This window comes from Nitratireductor pacificus pht-3B (assembly GCF_000300335.1).
In the GTDB taxonomy this organism is placed as follows: Bacteria; Pseudomonadota; Alphaproteobacteria; order Rhizobiales; family Rhizobiaceae; genus Nitratireductor; species Nitratireductor pacificus.
The window spans coordinates 12,149-28,907 of the sequence record NZ_AMRM01000029.1; the positions used below are offsets into that span (position 1 = coordinate 12,149).

General features: G+C 64.5%; 19 protein-coding genes. 5 read left to right on the forward strand and 14 right to left on the reverse strand.

Going from position 1 to position 16,759, the window contains the following annotated elements; genetic code table 11:
- Window position 1: 1 nt before the first annotated feature.
- The 3 genes from NA2_RS19580 to NA2_RS19590 all read left to right on the forward strand — a co-directional run bounded on the left by NA2_RS19580 (window position 2) and on the right by NA2_RS19590 (window position 2,941).
- Window positions 2-1,621 (forward strand): TRAP transporter large permease, encoded by a 1,620-nt coding sequence (locus tag NA2_RS19580; RefSeq protein ID WP_008598963.1) that lies wholly within the window; start codon window positions 2-4, stop codon window positions 1,619-1,621.
- A gap of 275 nt (window positions 1,622-1,896) precedes the next feature.
- The gene (locus NA2_RS19585) at window positions 1,897-2,574 is read left to right on the forward strand and encodes a GNAT family N-acetyltransferase (RefSeq protein WP_008598964.1); all 678 of its coding nucleotides are present in this window, start codon (window positions 1,897-1,899) and stop codon (window positions 2,572-2,574) included.
- 166 nt (window positions 2,575-2,740) lie between these two features.
- Window positions 2,741-2,941, forward strand: coding sequence for a hypothetical protein (locus NA2_RS19590; RefSeq protein ID WP_008598965.1), 201 nt, complete (start codon window positions 2,741-2,743; stop codon window positions 2,939-2,941).
- A 64-nt stretch (window positions 2,942-3,005) separates the two neighbouring features.
- On the opposite strand, the gene NA2_RS19595 is transcribed toward NA2_RS19590, so the two are convergent.
- The 4 genes from NA2_RS19595 to NA2_RS19610 all read right to left on the reverse strand — a co-directional run bounded on the left by NA2_RS19595 (window position 3,006) and on the right by NA2_RS19610 (window position 7,074).
- On the reverse strand, window positions 3,006-4,130 hold the full coding sequence (locus NA2_RS19595; RefSeq protein ID WP_008598966.1) for a nickel/cobalt transporter: 1,125 nt from the start codon (window positions 4,128-4,130) through the stop codon (window positions 3,006-3,008).
- 3 nt (window positions 4,131-4,133) lie between these two features.
- Window positions 4,134-4,796, reverse strand: a complete 663-nt coding sequence (locus NA2_RS19600) for a DUF1007 family protein (protein ID WP_008598967.1) — start codon at window positions 4,794-4,796, stop codon at window positions 4,134-4,136.
- 176 nt (window positions 4,797-4,972) lie between these two features.
- Window positions 4,973-5,875: a LysR family transcriptional regulator gene (locus NA2_RS19605; protein ID WP_008598968.1), complete on the reverse strand. Its 903-nt coding sequence runs from the start codon at window positions 5,873-5,875 to the stop codon at window positions 4,973-4,975.
- 11 nt (window positions 5,876-5,886) lie between these two features.
- Window positions 5,887-7,074, reverse strand: a complete 1,188-nt coding sequence (locus tag NA2_RS19610) for an amidase (protein ID WP_040678729.1) — start codon at window positions 7,072-7,074, stop codon at window positions 5,887-5,889.
- 546 nt (window positions 7,075-7,620) lie between these two features.
- Here NA2_RS19610 and odc2 point away from each other — a divergent pair.
- Together odc2 and NA2_RS19620 are read left to right on the forward strand one after the other, a co-directional pair.
- Entirely contained in the window at window positions 7,621-8,754 is a 1,134-nt protein-coding gene (odc2, locus tag NA2_RS19615; RefSeq protein ID WP_008598971.1) for an ornithine/lysine decarboxylase, read from the forward strand.
- Between the two features lie 76 nt (window positions 8,755-8,830).
- Window positions 8,831-9,406: a GNAT family N-acetyltransferase gene (locus tag NA2_RS19620; protein ID WP_008598972.1), complete on the forward strand. Its 576-nt coding sequence runs from the start codon at window positions 8,831-8,833 to the stop codon at window positions 9,404-9,406.
- 285 nt (window positions 9,407-9,691) lie between these two features.
- Here NA2_RS19620 and NA2_RS19625 read toward each other — a convergent pair whose 3' ends face one another.
- The 10 genes from NA2_RS19625 to flgD form a co-directional block, all read right to left on the reverse strand.
- On the reverse strand, window positions 9,692-9,973 hold the full coding sequence (locus NA2_RS19625; RefSeq protein ID WP_040678711.1) for an SCP2 sterol-binding domain-containing protein: 282 nt from the start codon (window positions 9,971-9,973) through the stop codon (window positions 9,692-9,694).
- A gap of 123 nt (window positions 9,974-10,096) precedes the next feature.
- The gene (locus NA2_RS19630; RefSeq protein WP_244423685.1) at window positions 10,097-10,546 is read right to left on the reverse strand and encodes a MarR family winged helix-turn-helix transcriptional regulator; all 450 of its coding nucleotides are present in this window, start codon (window positions 10,544-10,546) and stop codon (window positions 10,097-10,099) included.
- Window positions 10,547-11,184: 638 nt separating this feature from the next.
- Complete coding sequence (locus NA2_RS19635; RefSeq protein ID WP_008598977.1) at window positions 11,185-11,706, reverse strand: hypothetical protein; 522 nt, start codon at window positions 11,704-11,706, stop codon at window positions 11,185-11,187.
- Window positions 11,703-12,125, reverse strand: a complete 423-nt coding sequence (locus tag NA2_RS19640; RefSeq protein WP_008598978.1) for a hypothetical protein — start codon at window positions 12,123-12,125, stop codon at window positions 11,703-11,705. Before NA2_RS19640 ends, NA2_RS19635 begins: the two co-directional genes overlap by 4 nt.
- A 23-nt stretch (window positions 12,126-12,148) precedes the next feature.
- On the reverse strand, window positions 12,149-12,691 hold the full coding sequence (locus NA2_RS19645; RefSeq protein ID WP_008598979.1) for a rod-binding protein: 543 nt from the start codon (window positions 12,689-12,691) through the stop codon (window positions 12,149-12,151).
- Window positions 12,692-12,750: 59 nt separating this feature from the next.
- Window positions 12,751-13,140 (reverse strand): hypothetical protein, encoded by a 390-nt coding sequence (locus NA2_RS19650; RefSeq protein WP_008598980.1) that lies wholly within the window; start codon window positions 13,138-13,140, stop codon window positions 12,751-12,753.
- A 9-nt stretch (window positions 13,141-13,149) separates the two neighbouring features.
- Complete coding sequence (fliR, locus tag NA2_RS19655) at window positions 13,150-13,896, reverse strand: flagellar biosynthetic protein FliR (RefSeq protein WP_008598982.1); 747 nt, start codon at window positions 13,894-13,896, stop codon at window positions 13,150-13,152.
- A gap of 13 nt (window positions 13,897-13,909) precedes the next feature.
- Window positions 13,910-15,997 (reverse strand): flagellar biosynthesis protein FlhA, encoded by a 2,088-nt coding sequence (gene flhA / locus NA2_RS19660; RefSeq protein ID WP_008598983.1) that lies wholly within the window; start codon window positions 15,995-15,997, stop codon window positions 13,910-13,912.
- A gap of 87 nt (window positions 15,998-16,084) precedes the next feature.
- Entirely contained in the window at window positions 16,085-16,351 is a 267-nt protein-coding gene (gene fliQ / locus NA2_RS19665; protein ID WP_008598985.1) for a flagellar biosynthesis protein FliQ, read from the reverse strand.
- Window positions 16,352-16,357: 6 nt separating this feature from the next.
- Complete coding sequence (gene flgD / locus NA2_RS19670; protein WP_008598986.1) at window positions 16,358-16,756, reverse strand: flagellar hook assembly protein FlgD; 399 nt, start codon at window positions 16,754-16,756, stop codon at window positions 16,358-16,360.
- Window positions 16,757-16,759 lie beyond the last annotated feature (3 nt).

Sequence of the window (16,759 nt, forward strand, 5' to 3'; positions counted from 1 at the left end):
GATGGAACCCGCGATCCTGTTTGTCCTCGTCCTCGCGCTGCTGTTCCTCGGCGTTCCCGTGGCGGTGTCGCTGGGGCTTTCCTCGCTGCTGATCATCGCATTCTTCTCGCAGGACTCGGTGTCCTCCGTGGCGCTGCAGCTGTTCACTGCCTCGCAGAACTACACGCTGCTGGCCATTCCCTTCTTCGTGCTCGCTTCGGCGTTCATGTCGACGGGCGGCGTGGCGCGGCGCATCATCCGTTTCGCCATCGCCTCTGTCGGCCATTTCAAGGGCGGGCTGGCCATGGCCTCGGTGCTCGCCTGCATGATGTTCGCCGCCCTTTCCGGTTCGTCGCCCGCAACCGTCGTCGCCATCGGCACCATCGCCATCGCCGGCATGCGCCAGGTGGGCTACACCAAGGAATTCGCCGCCGGCATCATTGCCAATGCGGGAACGCTGGGCATCCTTATCCCGCCTTCGATCGTCATGGTCGTCTACTCGGCCGCAACCGACGTCTCGGTCGGGCGCATGTTCCTTGCGGGCGTGGTGCCCGGCATCGTCGCCGGCCTGATGCTGATGATCGCCATCTACGTGATGGCGCGCGTGCGCAACCTGCCTTCCGAGGAGTGGAAAGGCTTCCGCGAGATCATCGAGGGCGGCAAGCAGGCGGGCTGGGGCCTGTTCCTGATCATCATCATTCTCGGCGGCATCTATGGCGGCGTCTTCACGCCGACGGAGGCGGCCGCTGTCGCCGCGGTCTATGCCTTCGCGGTGGCGCTGTTCGTCTATCGCGATATGGGGCCGATGAAGGGCATCGGCTGGGTTCTGGAGAGCGACACCAGGCGCGCCCGCGTCGGCTTCTCGGCCAGCGTCTACGGGCTGGCGTTCTTCTTCATCTGGATGATCATGAGCTTCTTCCTGACCTCCGAGTGGGAAGGGGTGACGCTGCAGGGCAGGGCGCTGACCGGGCTTGCCGCCGCGCTCGCCGTGATGATCGCCTACGCCCTGTGGCGGGGCGGCGACACGGGCCTTTCAGGGCTGCCCGGACAGCTCGCGGCCAGTCTGCCGATCTGGCGACGCAATCTGGCGCTGATGGGACGCAATTTCCTGCGCGCCTTCTACAGCGAGGACACGCGCAAGGTGACCGTTGATGCGGCGCGCACCACGGTGATGCTGATGTTCATCATCGTCAACGCGCTGCTGTTCGCTCATGTTCTGACGGCGGAGCGGATTCCCCAGGCCATCACCGGGGTGATGGTGGATGCCGGATTTACCTGGTTTACCTTCCTGATCGCCGTCAATCTCCTGCTGCTGCTCGGCGGCCAGTTCATGGAACCCTCCGGCCTCCTGCTGATCGTGGCGCCGGTGGTATTCCCGATCGCCATGGAACTCGGGGTCGACCCGGTCCATCTCGGCATCATCATGGTGGTGAACATGGAGATCGGCATGATAACGCCGCCGATCGGGCTGAACCTGTTCGTGACCAGCGGGATAACGGGGATGAGCCTGCTCCAGGTGGTGCGCGCCGCGGCGCCGTTCGTCCTGGTCCTGTTCGTCTTCCTGATCATCATCACCTATGTGCCGATCCTCTCCACCTGGCTTCCCTACAGCCTGATGGGACCGGAAATCGTGACGCGCTGAGCCGGGAGGGCGGCGAAATCACGCCGATTTGAACGATCCCGTTAAGTAAACGTTAACGAACTGCCGATAGTATTCACGTATCGAATCGGCTTTTCCTCCTCCCAAGCACGGTTCGTATCGGGGCGGTCCAGCCATGGCCGCCCCGGCCGTTTAAGGCCTCCTCAAAATTCACCGCAGGAAACCGACCGCTGGCGCAGGCCTGACGGGCGAGCTGGGCCTTTTGCGATCCTCCGTTTCATGCTCTCCAGAAGCGAGACACGATCGGAGATCGCCGCATGCAAACCGACCTCAGCACCTGGACCGCACGCCCGCGCCCTGAGCGGAAGACGCTGGAGGGGCGAACCGTTCGCCTGGAGCCGCTCGATCCGGAAAGGCATGGCGACGACCTGTTCGCCGCTTCGAGCGTGTCTGACATCGAAACCCGGTTTCGCTGGCTCTACGACTACCCGCCACAGGACAGGGCCTCGTTCCAGCCCTGGCTCGAGGCCGCCGCGGCCAGCGCCGATCCGTTGCATTTCGCGGTGATCGATCAGGAAACCAACGTGGCCGGCGGTCGCCAGACCCTGATGCGCATCGATCCCGCGAACGGTGCGATCGAGATCGGCAACATCTACTGGGGGCCTGCCATATCCCGGTCCGTGCGGGCGACGGAGGCATTCTACCTGTTCGCGCGGCATGTCTTCGACGATCTCGGCTACCGCCGCTACGAGTGGAAATGCAACGATCGCAACGAACCCTCGAAGCGCGCCGCAGAGCGGTTCGGCTTCACCTTCGAGGGGGTTTTCCGCCAGCAAGCGGTGGTCAAGGGCGAGAACCGCGACACGGCCTGGTTCTCGATCCTCGACGGTGAGTGGCCGGTGCTGAAAAGTGCATTTGACGCATGGCTTGATCCGGGCAATTTCGATAAGGAAGGCAGGCAGAAGGTGCGTCTTGAGACCCTGATCGGGCGATAGGGCATTTTGCAGTCAGGTGGAAACGCCTGACACCCGCATAAATGCGGAAGAACAAAGAGATGGTCCCGTTCAACGTTTCTGTGAAACGGTGAGGGGCCTAGCGCATCGAACATCGCATCCGCCTCATCCCGACCGGAGGCGGGTGCGCGCCAACGGGTGAGAGCCATTGACGGAAAATCGCAAGTCAGCCATCGCCGCCGCGCTGATCCTGATCGGGTTCGGGATCGTGGCCTATCTGATGCCGCGCATCATGCTCGCGGTCGGAGATTATTCGACCACGGTTGCCGGCATCATCGCCGTCGGCTTCGTTGCCGCCTTCTTCCTGGTCTTCTGGCTGCGCGCACGGGTTCAGAGAAAACGCGACTGATCCCCCTTGCAGCGCCGCGCGTCTTGTGAGACGCGCAAAGGAGGCTGCAGCGCTATGACCTGCATCAGGCGCTGAGGCTGGCGCCCAGAAGCGCCAGGCCGAGCAGCAGGACCATCGCCGCGCCGCCGATCTCGATCGTGTTGTGGACGGCCGTGCCGAAGCGACCGCCGCCCGACAGGGCGACCGCCCAGTTCTTCGCCGTCACCGCCAGCGTCGCCAGGATCGACACGGTGATCGCCGTGCCGATGGACATGGCCAGCACCGACAGGGCGCCACCCAGCCACAACCCGTTGAGGAAGGCGAAGGTCAGGACGATCAGCGCGCCGGAGCAGGGGCGGATGCCGACGGCGGCGATGGCCGAGGCGGCGGTCTTCCAGTCCAGACGGTCGCCCGCGAGGCGGGACGGGTCGGGTGCGTGGACATGCCCGCAGGTGGAGCAGACCTCGTCCGGTCCATGATCGTGCCCGTGATCATGCCCATGATGATGGTCGTGATGATGATGATGCCCGTGGTCATGACCGTGATGATGGTCGTGATGGTCATGATCATGGTCATGATGGTGCGCTGCACTCTGAGCGGACGCCGCCGAGAGGCTGTGCATCGCGGGCTCTGCGAGTGGCTCGCGACGCAGGAACCGACGCAGCTTGGTCCACAGAAGCCATGCGCCGAATGCCGCGATCAGCGCAAAGCTCACGGTCTCCAGGAACCAGGTCGCGTCGGTCGCCGAGACAGAGGTGCCCCGCAGGATCAGGAAGACGAGGCTCATCAGCAGGACCGCCGTCAGACCCTGTAACAGGGCCGAGGCGAAGGACAGCAGGACGCCGCGCCGCAGCGCGACCTCATTGGCCAGCATGTAGGACGAGATCACCGCCTTGCCGTGCCCTGGACCGGCGGCGTGGAAGACGCCATAGGCGAAGGACAGGCCGATCAGCAGCCACGGCGCGCCATTCTCGTCGCGCATGCTTCTCAAGGCCCCCGTCAGCAAGCGGTAGAAGGCCTGCTGCTGCGTGTTGATCCACTGCAGCGTTCCGGCGAAGGGGCCGAAGGGCTTGATCGAGGGCTCCGCCGTGCCGATGCCAAGCGAGCTTTGCGCCAGCGCGCCGCCGGCGAGAAGCAGGACGATGCCGAGCGCTGCGGCGCCCAGAGCGAGGCGCCGGGCGTGACCGGTATTGCCGATGATGGTGCGCATCGTTCAGCTGTCCCTGCCGCAGGTGATCTCCAGGCGGGTGGCGAAGATCTTGCTCAGATCGTTGCCGGTGGGATCGTTGAAGAACGCCTCGGTGAGGGTCTGCTGGTTCTGGGCGATGGCCTCTTCCGCATCGGGGCGGATGACGGCACGGCTGCAGCCGTCAGGCATGGCTTCGACCGCCATATAGGCATCCTCCAGGAAATCGATGGCCGTATAGAATGTCGGGTCGTAGACGGCGAAATCGACCTTGCCGTCCAGGGTTAGAGCCGCATCCGGTTTGGTCTCGAACAGGATGATCAGCTGGTTGTCGACGAAATCGGCGATCAGCCGATCCGGCGCCCGCATGTCCACGTCCTTGCCGTCATGGGTGACGGTCTGAAAATAGTTGTAGTCCGCCAGGGATGCGTGGACCGTGTCGGCGACGTCCTTCAGCTCATCCGCGTCGAGCGCCATGTCCTGGTTCTTGTCGAACTCGACCAGCACCGTGCTCGAAAACAGGTCGTCGAAACGCCAGACATGATGTAGCGCCTCGACGTTTCGGTCCTTGCCGATCGTGATATCGAGGCGGGCTTCGGCGAAGATGTGCGGATGGGAAAGCGCAGGAGCGGTGAGCGCCATCAGGGTTGCGGTCGCGGTTTTGACCAGGATGGATTTCCGGACCGGCATGCGTACCCCTCGCTGCGAGACTGTCGTGTGCTTGTCAGGAGCGCCGTGCGCCCGTCCGGGCACACAAAGAGGACGCTCCATCTCCTGGTTTTTCCGCATCTGTGCGGACGTGGGACGATTCCACCTGACTGCAAAATGCTTTAGCACGAACCCGGCGAAATTTGGACGCAGGCGCGCTATGCCGCGGGATAATTTTCCTTCAGCCAGCGCGCCAGATAGTCCACCAGGACCCGGACCTTCGCCGGCAGATAGCGGCGGTGCGGGTAGATGGCGTAGATTCCGGCGCCCTCGGGGCTGTTCTTTTCGAGAAGCGGCACCAGGGTTCCGGCGGAAATTTCCGGGTCGGCGATGAAATCCGGCAGGATCGCAAAGCCCAGGCCGGAGAGGGCGGCCGCGCGCGCCGTCAGAGGGCTGTTGACCTCGATCCGGCCGGTCACCGGGACGTTGATCGTCTCTCCGTTTTCATCGAGGAACGGCCAGTTCTGCCGGTAGCGGCCATTGGTGTCGACGATGCAGGGCAGATGCGTCAGTTCCTGCGGTGTGGACGGTGTGCCGTGCAGGGCGATCAGTTCGGGCGAGGCGCACAGGACGACGCGAAACGGCGCGAGCCGCTTGGCGATCAGCGACGAATCGCTGAGCTTGGTGATGCGGATCGCCAGGTCGAAACCCTCCTCGACCAGATCGACGAAACGGTCGTCCAGATTGATGTCGAGCGTGATGTCCGGGTTGGCCTTAGCGAAATCAATCAGCGACTGGCCGATCGGTGCATCCGCATAGGTGCGCGGCGCGGACAGTTTGATCCGGCCCCTGACATCGCCGGAGGACTGGCGCACGGTGTCGGCCAGGTCTTCCATGTCACGCAGCAGTTCGATCGCGCGGGCAAAATAGGTATGGCCGGCCTCCGTCAGCGACAATTGGCGCGTCGTCCGGTTCAGCAGTAGCGCGCCGAGCTCGTCCTCCAGTTCGCGGACGTATTTCGACAGGAGGGCCTTCGATTTGCCGCCCTTCCGCGCTGCCGCGGAAAAGCCTTCCGCGTCCACCACATCGACAAAGGCGCGCATGCGACTGAGCGTATCCAATGAGATTTCCTTCAGTTTCCAGAGAGGATTTCGGCCGCCAGCCGGATGAGCTGCCGGTCGCTGCCGGCCGGTCCCAGCAGCGAGATGCCGAATGGCGCGTCGTGTACCTGGCCGACAGGAATACTGATCTGCGGCCAGCCGAGCAATCCGGCGAAGGCGGTCAGCGTCAGCGCCCGGGCACGGTAGGAATCGAGTTCTTCGAGCGTGGCGCTTTTCAGGGGCGCGGCGGTCGGCTGCGTCGGCAGGACCAGCACCATGTCGTCGTCGAAAAGCGCGGAGAATTCCTGCTGGAGGCGCCGCCGGCCGTGCCGCGCGTTCTCCAGCGCCTCGTTTCCGATGCCGCGCGCATAGGCGAAGCGCTCGCGGACGCCGGGTCCCAGAACGGGTTTTGCCTGCGTGATGAAGGAGCCGTGCGCCTGCCATGCTTCAAACGCCTGGATCGCCCTGAAATGCCCGAACAGCACATCCGGGGGTTCGGGAAGCGCAAGGAAGGCGGGCTGCCGGTCGAAGTGGCGGACGACCTGGCGCAGCATTGCCGCATAGGCCTCGCGTTCCTGCTCGCCGAACAGGAGCGATTCGAGGGCTTCGAGGCGCACCGGCTTGGCAAGCGGCGTCTTGTGCGTGTCCTCGCCGAGCAGCACCTCGCCGACCTTGGCATAGACCGTCGAATCGGCGGCGAACCAGCCCAGCGTGTCGAAGGATGGTGCCAGCGGCATCGCGCCGGTCAACGGGATGCGGCCATGGGTGGTGCGCAGGCCGAGCAGGCCGCAGAAGGAGGCCGGGATGCGAATCGAGCCATTGGTGTCCGACCCGACGGCGATGTCGGCGAGGCCGCCTGCTACCGCGGCGGCCGACCCGGACGAGGAGCCGCCCGTCACGCGCTGCGGTGCTGCTCGGTTGACCGGGGCCGGGAAGTGGGCGTTCATCCCGATCATGGAATAGGTGAGCTCGTCGGTCTGTGTCTTTCCGAGGAAGCGCGCCCCGGCGTCGAGCAGCGCCTGTATGGCGGGCGCGGTCTCTGCGGCGGGGCCGGACACCGTCTCGCGGTCCGGATTTCCGCCGCCAGTCGGATAGCCGGCGACATCGTACATGTCCTTGACGCCCATCGTCAGGCCGGCGAGGGGACCTCCCGTCGCCGACAGAACGGGTCTTTCGGGATAATCGAGGAATGCATTCAGCGTGTCGCGTGTCCCGGTCATCGTCATTCCCGTCTCATCGTAGGGTTCAAAGTTGGCCTTCGGTCTCTTTTTTTCAAGCGGCACAGAAATTTTCATTGATTGTGACAGAGGACGCGCCTATATCCGCGCTGCCCAAAGTCGCACGTGCCTGTGGGTGTCCGCCGGACCTCGAATATGGCGAGGAAACCGGTACGGTACCTGGACTTAACCGCTCCAGTCGGTCTGACGGCCAACCGCCAAACCGAGGACATCTTGAAGCAACGACGGTGCGGGCCTTTCTGGTGTCTCCCGATTGTCCAAAAATCGGGATTACTGAAGAGGCACACCTTCATTGCCGGCAGTGCGGTAGGGATCTCCCATACCAAAGCTGAGGCAGACAAAGCGCGTATTCGCCGCAAGGCGGGAACGCACAGCTGCGCGTCGCCGCATGTCCTGGTTCCGGTGCCTCCACCTGCCGGTCCATCGATGTGCGTCATCGCGCCCTTTGTCCACCGCGGTCGATCGATTTCCGACCGCAGATTTGAGCTTCAGTGATGCGGCGCGCAGCGCCGCCAATGGAGAGACATGATGGCCACGCAGCGCATCCTCGACTTTCTCGCCACCCGACGTCCCGACGGCCCCTGCCTCGTCGTCGACCTCGATGTGGTCCGCGACAATTTCTGTGCCTTCGAGAAGGCGCTGCCGGATTCCAAGATCTACTATGCCGTGAAGGCCAACCCGGCCCCGGAGATCCTGCGTCTTCTGGCGCAGCTCGGCTCGTCCTTCGATACCGCTTCCGTCGCCGAGATCGAGATGGCGCTAAATGCCGGCGCCACCGCCGACCGCATCTCCTACGGCAACACGATCAAGAAGGAGCGCGACATCGCGCGCGCCTTCGACCTCGGCATCCGCCTGTTCGCCGTGGACAGCGTCGAGGAAGTGGAGAAGATCGCCCGCGCGGCCCCTGGAGCGCGCGTGTTCTGCCGCGTCCTGACGGACGGCGCCGGCGCCGAATGGCCGCTGTCGCGCAAGTTCGGCTGCGTGCCGGCTATGGCCGTCGATGTGTTGCGCCATGCCCGCGCGCTCGGCCTCGACGCCTATGGCGTGTCCTTCCATGTGGGTTCGCAGCAGACCGACCTGGCCGCCTGGGACCGGGCGCTGGGCGATGCGCGCCAGGTCTTCGCGACGCTGGCCGACGAGGGCATCGTGCTGCGCATGGTGAACATGGGCGGCGGTTTCCCGACGCGTTACCTGCGTGACGTGCCGGCGGCGCAGGCCTATGGCCAGGCCATCTTCTCGGCGCTGCGCAAGCATTTCGGCAACCGCATTCCCGAGACCATCATCGAGCCGGGCCGCGGCATGGTCGGCAATGCCGGCGTCATCAAATCGGAGGTCGTCCTCATCTCGAAGAAGGCGGACAACGACAATGTGCGCTGGGTCTATCTCGATATCGGCAAGTTCGGCGGTCTCGCCGAGACGATGGACGAGGCGATCCGCTATCCGCTGGTCACGCCGCGCGACGGCGATACCACCGCGCCCTGCGTGCTGGCCGGCCCGACCTGCGATTCGGCTGACGTGATGTACGAGAAGACGCCCTATCCGCTGCCCCTGTCGCTGACGATCGGCGACGAGGTGCTGATCGAGGGGACGGGCGCCTATACGACGACCTACGCTTCGGTCGCCTTCAACGGGTTCGAGCCGCTCCGATCCTACGTGATCTGAGCGGGAAGGCCCGCCGTTGATGCTGTGCCGCGCCTCGGGTGCGGCACCGGTTTTGCCGGTCTGAAGGAAGACGACAATGCAGAATCCCGTTGGGAGCGGCGTGCCCGCCGCCGACTTTGTCATCGCGCAGGAAGGCGCGTTCGACGCTGCCGCGCGCGAGGCGCTGCTCGACCGTGTCATGGGACCCGGTCGCAAGCGCAAATCGTCCGAGAAGATCCGCCGGGGCAGGCTGCCCGCCGAAGGCCTGGCTTTCGTAGCGAGGGACGGCGAGCAGCGTCTCATCGGCACGGTGCGCCTGTGGAACGTGCGGATCGGCGCCGAGGGCGTTCCCGCGCTGCTGCTCGGTCCGCTTGCTGTGGAAGCGGCGTTTGCCGGGCAGGGCGTCGGCGCGGCGCTGATGCGCGAGGCGATTGCCGAGGCGGCGCGGCTCGAGCACCGGGCGATCCTGCTCGTCGGCGATGCGCCCTATTATGCGCGCTTCGGCTTTTCGGCACTGAAGACCGGATGCCTGGCCATGCCGGGACCTTATGAACGGGAGCGGTTTCTGGCGCTGGAACTGGTCGAGGGCGCGCTGGACGGTGCGACGGGAACGCTGAAGGCATCAGGACGCCGGGCATTGCCCGCGCGATCCCTGCGCCGCATGGCGGCCTGAAATGGGCCGACCACGCCGTCGCGGAGCGGTTCGCCGTCTCACGGTGTCGACGAGCCGTCCTGTCTTTTCACATCTGCGCCATCCGTTGAGGTCCGGCGATCTCGGCAGGCTTCAGCCATCTGCTTGCCGCAAGGTGCGGCCGTTTGGGCGAGGACTGTCCCTGTCGCCCGGCAGGGATAGTCGCTAGACCCGTTCAACGTTTCACAGCAGCGCTGAACGGGTCTATCTCTTCATTCTTCCGCGTTCTTGCGGGCGTCAGGTGAATCCACCTGACTGCACAGCGCTTTAGAGTACCTGGCTGAGTTGCATGGCGACCGACATGTCGCCATCGACCTTCAGCTTGCCCTGCATGAAAGCGGCGGTGGGGGAGAGTTCCCCCGCGACCATCGCTTCCAGGTCGTCCCTGGAGAGGCTGATGACACAGTCGGCAGCCGCGTTCTGCGTCGATACGCTCGTGCCGTCGAGCACCACGACGCCGTCGGCGCCGCAATCGAACTTGACCGAGCGACTGAAGTCCGAGCCGGCGATGCGCGCCTTGATCTTCTCGGCGATCGCTTCCATTCCCATTGTCTGTCTCCTCTTGGAACGATATGGCTGCAACGGGTCTTCAGTGCTGGAGAACGCCTCGAGGCGTGACCGCGGTATCTGCCCCCGAAGCCGGGGGGAGCTAGCCACGGAATTACGTTTACGTCAACGTTCAGCCAGGTATCGGGCTTGCGCTCCGGCGTCGCAGGTACCGAGCAGGCGATCGAGCAGCTGGATCAGCATGTCGCGGTTCTCCTCTCCCCCCAATTGCCTGACCACCTTCGTCTCGTGCCGTCGCCATAGCTCGGTCATCTGGCAGACGAAGGCGGCGCCCTTCTCGGTCAGATGCAGCGAGTGCGAACGACGGTCGATATCGCCCTTGCGGCGTTCGGCCAGTCCCCTGTTCTCGAGGCCGTCCATCAGCGCGACGAAGTTCGCGCGCTTGATGCCGAGCTGGTGGGCGATCTCGGTCTGCTTCTGGCCGGGATGGGCGGCGATCAGGGCAAGAACAGCGAACTCGGTCGGGCGAAGCTTCAGCGGCGCGAATGTCTCGTGGAAATCCTGAAACACGAGCAGTTGGGCGCGGCGAAGCTTGTAGCCGATGGCCGTCGCCATTGGCGGTAAATCGCTTCCGGCGGTGAATACTTCCATGCATTCCTGCTCGATGTCGGTGGTGTTCTCACATTCGGCCGTTGGGTTCGTCATATTCACTATTACTCTCCAGATAACTGTCTCGGCCCTTACACTTCACGCCGCTCGGGCGGTGTCGTCCGCGCCAACCGCCATCAGCGGCGGCATGGCGCGATAGACTGTTTGCACACGTCTACCGTATAAGGCAACACCTATAGGTGTATTAAACGGATGGTATTTGGATGAGAATGAGGCGAAAGTTTGTAGATTTCTTCAATCAGCGCGTGTGAACTCGCGGTGTATTGATATCGTTGATAAAAGTTCCATTTACATCAGTAAATATCTGTAATTATTATTTTAAATTGCGGAAATGGCTGTTCCCCGGCCGTGCCTCCAGTAGCGACATGCTCCGATGCGTCGCGATCTACGGCAATGGAAAGCTCGCTTTCCACCTCGCGTCAGGTGTTTTTGTTTATGTAAACGATCTGTCGTTTTCAAGCGCGACGCGGCCGCTCCGGCGGATGTTTACGCGCCGGTTGCTTCACCTTGCGTGAGGGAGCAGAAGCCGCCCGCCGGGCGGTGTCGGACTGTTGAACGGCCGCGGTGCGCGTCCGGCGCAGGGCTCAGTGCGCGCCGCTCTTCGACGGGGCCTGTGCGGCGCCTTCGCCCGGGCCTATGCGGCGCCGTGCGGTGTTGGAGCGGATCTCGTCCTTGGTGAGATAGTCGGCCTGCTCGATGAAAATCTCGTGGATCAACTTGCTGTCAACGCGCTCGTTGATGCGGTCGCGCAGGCCGTCGCGAAACGCCCCGATATCGAACGCGCCTTCCTTCGAGTAGTCGATCTGCGGGTTGGCGTAGAGATAGGAATAGATCTCGTCGACCAGCACCGCGCTGACTGGCACGGTGAGCGCCTTGAGCTTCTCGGAATCGATCGCGTAGGAGAGGCGGGTCAGAAAATACCCTTCGACCGACCCGTCCCTGACCAGCGGGACCGAAACCAGATCGGTGCTGATATGGTCCAGCCCGCCGAAGAATGCGGGCGGCGGCTCCGCCGTGTTCCTGGCTTGCGAGAACTGGAACGAATAGAGCACCGCCCCGACCGAGACGGCGCAGATCCAGATTGCGGCCAGGATGAACTTGATCATGCCGGGGAAGCCTGTCCGAACTCGCGTTCCGAATAGGTGCCGTCGGTCTGCGTGCGCTCGATGGCGTCCTGCAGGAGCGCGGCCACTTCGCTGACGGCGCCGATATGCGCCTTGATGGTCGCCTCGTTGGCGGCGAGCTTCTCGCGCAGCCGCAGGAGCGCGTCACGGTGCTGCGCGGCGAGACCCGCCTCGTCGGTGCTCTTCAAGGCCCTGTTGAGCTCGTAAAGATGCCGGCTCTTGCGCGTGTTCGACGCTTTCAGGTCGAAGCCGGGATCGGTGCGGATCGCGACCGTTTCCGCATCGATGGTTTCCTCGATCCGGCGCATGATCGCCAGCGCGCTGGCGCCGCCGTGATGGCTCGCGGGTTCTGAACGGGCTGCGACGGTGTCGGACTTGGCGAGGGTGGTCAGGTCATACATGAAGATTGTTCCGTTTCGGGGCGTCAGCCGGCTTTGCCGTCTTCGGTGGAAGGGGCGCCGATGCCGAGGGTCTTGGCGGCGCGGCGTTCGATTTCGGTGATGAGGGCGGAGGACATAAGGGCGCGTTTGCCGGCCTCCTGCTGTTCGGGCGTCAGGGATACGGCGCCGATCGGCACCTTCTTCTCGTTCTCCAGCGTGTGGTCGCCGAGGACGCGGCCGGCGATACCCAGGCCGCCCTGTGCGGCCAGCGTGTCGCCGAGCTTCTCCGCCAGCATGGAGCGCCACATCTCGCCCGCCATTCCCTCGCCGTAGAGGGCTGTCGTATCCTCCGGCAGAAGGGTTTGCAGGAAGTTCTGCAGGATCATCGCCTCGAACTTCGTTTCCGCTTCGGGGCGCGCGCTGTCCGCCGAACGTGCGCTGCGCAGGGAGGCGCTCTCGAACGTGGCGGAGAAATTCGCCGCCGTACCCGCATGGGCCTCGAGCCGCGCCCGCGCGGCGGCCGCCTTTGCCGGGTCGGCGGCGCGCACCACGTTCAACACGATGTCGCCGGGAGGCGAGATGGCCAAGGCGCCCTCCAAAATCCGTTGTCGTCATGCCATATTCACAAAACAAGCTTGTGGGAGGCTTAAGTCCCGGGTTCCGTACGACGCTCGATGAACTCGAGCCGCTCCTTGTCGGCCTGGCTTCTCTCCTCGAGATCGGCGACTTCGCGCCAGGCGCGCGCCAGCGCGTTGCTGCGGGCGTCGGCCGCCATCACATTGCGGGCTTCGGCTTCGGCACGCTTCGTGCTCTCGCGCCCGCGCTGCAGCGCATTGGCCGCCCTGCGGTGGTAGAGATCGGTGAAAAGTGCCGCCATGGCGTCGCCGGCGTCGAGCCGCGCCGCGATCTCGCCCGCCTCGCTGTTGGCCGCGGCGGCGCTCGCCAGATGGCCGGCATGCTGCGCTTCGTGGAAATTCTTCAGGCGCTGCATGACCAGCACCAGTTTCTCGAGCCTTTGCCGCCGCTGCCTGTCCATGCGCTTCTCCTAAAGACCTGTCATGATGGGGAAGAAACCCTGCGCGAACAGGCCGAGCAGCGAGCCGATGGCGAAGTAGAGCAGGATCAGGCCGCCGGCGATCACGAAGGGCAGGGAGATGAAGTAGACGGGAATCTGCGGGGTCAGCTTGTTGATGAAGCCGATCGCCAGATTGACGAGGATGGCATAGGCGATGAACGGGCTGCCGAGACGGATCATCACGTAGAACGCATCCGACAGCGTGTCGGTGATGTCTGTCAGCGCCGACTGGGGGTCGAACAGGCTCTCGATCGGCGCCAGCCTGTAGGAGATCACGAGGGCGCGGATGATCTCGTGGTGGAAATCCAGGATGAACAGCAGCATCAGCGCGCCGAAGGAGATGATCGCCGCCATGGGCGGCTGCGGGTCGTTATCCTCGATGGCCGTGCCGCCACCGGCCATGCCGAAGCCGGTCATCATCGCCATGGCCGATCCTATGAACTGCAGGGCGAGGACGTAGAAGCGCGCGACGAGGCCGATGAGCGCGCCGATGGCAAGTTCCGAGGCGATCAGCACCAGCAGCACGCCGGGTTCGGCGGAGGCATGCGGGGCGATGCTGTCCCACATGTGCGGCAGGAGCGCCAGCGTCGCCGCCACCGCGACGAAGAGCCGAACCTGCATCGGCACGCGCGCGCTCGCAAGTCCCGGCATGGTCAGGAAACAACCGCCGATGCGGCAGAAGGCAAGAAACGCGGCGAGGAGCGGTATCTCCAGCATCGGCCGGCGCGGTTTACGAAATGGACCCGAGCACGCTCAGCTCGATCCCCTTGGCGATCTCCACATGGCTCAGAACCGGCAGGGTCGGGAACAGCCGCTCGGTGATCATGCGGACATAGGGACGGGCCTCGGGCGCGGTGACGAGCACGAAGCGCTCGCCGGCGTCGAGATGGGCGCGGATCGCCTTGCTCGCCTCCTGGCCGAATTCCTCCAGCTGGCGCGGATCGATGTCGAACTCGCGGATCTCGCCCTTGGCGTCGCGCTTCAGGCTCTGGTGGAAGGCCAGGTCCCAGCGGCCGCCGAGCCGCAGCACCTTCAGCAGGCTTCCCTCGGTCAGGTCGCCGCAGATCTGCTGCGCCATGCGGATGCGCACGTGCTCGACGATCTGCTCCGTGCGGCGGATGTGCGGGGCGATCTCCGCGATGGCCTCGATGATCAGGTGCAGGTTGCGGATCGACACCCGCTCGGCCAGCAGCAGTTTCAGCACGGCCTGCAGGCCCGGATAGGTGATGTGCGACGAGCAGATCTCGTCGGCCAGCTTGCGGTATTCGGGGTCGAGACGTTCGATCAGCGCCTTCATGTCCTTGTAGGACAGCAACTGCGGCAGGTTGTTGCGGATCACCTCGCTCAGATGGGTGAGGAGAACCGACATGTTGTCTGCGAAGGGGAACTGCTCACGCTTCAGGTCGTCGGCGAACATTTCGGGCACCGAGAAGGCGCGCATGCCGAAGGCTGGTTCCTTGACCTCCTCGCCGGGAATCTCGGGGATGCGGTTGCCTCCCACAAGCACCATCAGCTCGCCGACGCGCATCTGGTACTCGGCGACGACCGTGCCGTGGATCTTGATCTGATAGCTCTTCGGCGAGATCGCGTAGTCGTCCGTGAGGCGCACCTCCGGCACGACGAAGCCGTACTGGCCGGCGAACTTCTTGCGCATCTTGCCCATGCGGTAGGCGAGTTCCTGATGCGTCGCCAGCAGGCGGGTCGAGAGCTGCTTGCCGATCAGAAGCTCGATCTCGGCGGTCTTCAGCGAGGAGCGGACCGAGTTGCGCTCGTCTTCCTCGACATTGAGCTGTTCCTGGCGCACCGCCTCGTTGGCCTTCTCCTGCCGCTGGCGCGCGCGCAGGGGCAGGATGTATCCGACGCCCGCCATGGCACCCGCCAGCGCCAGGAAGGGAAGGAGCGGCAGCCCGGGCATCAGGCCGAGGAGGACCAGCAGCATCGCGGCCACGAACAGCGCCCGCGGATAGGCGCTGAGCTGGCCGAAAACCGCCTGGTCGGCGGAGCCGCGCGTGCCGCCCTTGGAGACCAGCAGGCCGGCGGCGAGCGAGACGATCAGCGCGGGAATCTGTGAGACCAGGCCGTCGCCGACGGAGAGCTTCGTGAAGACATCGGCCGCCTCGCCGACGCTCATGTCGTGGCGGGCATAGCCGATGGCGATGCCGCCGATGATGTTGATCGCGGTGATGATGAGGCCGGCAATAGCGTCGCCGCGCACGAATTTCGAGGCGCCGTCCATGGCGCCGAAGAAGGAGCTTTCCTCCTCCAGTTCCGCGCGGCGGCGCTGTGCTTCCTTGTCGTCAATCGTGCCGGCCGACAGGTCGGCATCGATCGACATCTGCTTGCCGGGAATGGCATCGAGGGTGAAGCGCGCGCCGACCTCGGCGATGCGGGTCGAGCCCTTGGTGATGACGACGAAGTTGACGACGACCAGGATCATGAAGACGATCAGGCCGATCACGAAGTCGCCGCTCATGACCAGTCGCGAGAAGCCCCCGATGACATAGCCGGCGGCGTCCGGCCCGTGATGACCCTCCGACAGGATGACGCGCGTCGTCGCGATGTTGAGCGACAGGCGCAGCATGGTGGCGATCAGCAGGATCGTCGGGAATGACGAGAAGTCCAGCGGCCGCTGGATCCACAGGGCAACCATCAGGATCAGCACGGAGAGCGCGATCGAGAAGGCCAGCCCGACGTCGATCAGGAATGGCGGAATGGGCAGGAACAGCACCGCCAGGATGACGACGACGCCCAGCGCGAAGCCGACATCGCGGCCGTGCTTGCGGGTTTCGTTGCCAGTGATTGCTTCGCTTAACGCCATGCCTGCCTTCCACCTGATCGCGGGCGGTGTACGCCCGGCGCAGAGGCTAGCGCTTCAAGCTTGCGCGAAGACGGATCGGCCGCCCCGTCAGAAGCCGCCTTCGATGCGCTGGAAGATGACGGTCGTGAAGGCCGAGATCTGCGAGGCGACGAAGGGGCCGGAGAAGGCGACGGCGACCAGGATGGCGATGATCTTGGGGACGAAGGTCAGGGTGATTTCCTGAACCTGTGTCAGCGCCTGGACCAGTGCGATGCCGACGCCGACGAGCATCGCCACGGCGACGGCCGGGCTGGAGGCGACCAGCACGGTCCAGATCGCGTACTGGACGATGTCTAGGGCGTCTGCTTCGTTCATCGGAGATCAGCGGATGACGACGCCCGGACCGACCGGAATCTTGTCGCCGCTTTCCAGGATCGCCATGACGCCGTCGCTGTAGAGGCGGACCTCGGCGACCTTGCCCGTGATCTTGCCATCGGCCGAGGTGACCTCGCGGCCGACCAGGCTGCTTGCCTGGGCCAGCGCCGATGCCTGCAGGATCTGGTCCAGCTTGGTGTTGGTCTGCACCGTCTGCTCGACCTGCGAGAACGTCGCGAGCTGCGCCACGTAATCGGTCGATTCCATCGGGCTGGTCGGGTCCTGGTTCTTCATCTGGGCAACCAGCAGCCGCAGGAAGGACTTGTAGTCGACGGTCTGCGGCGCCTCGGTGCTCCCGTTCTGCGTCTGCGTCTGCGGCGTGGATGTGGCGGACGTAACGTTCATCGG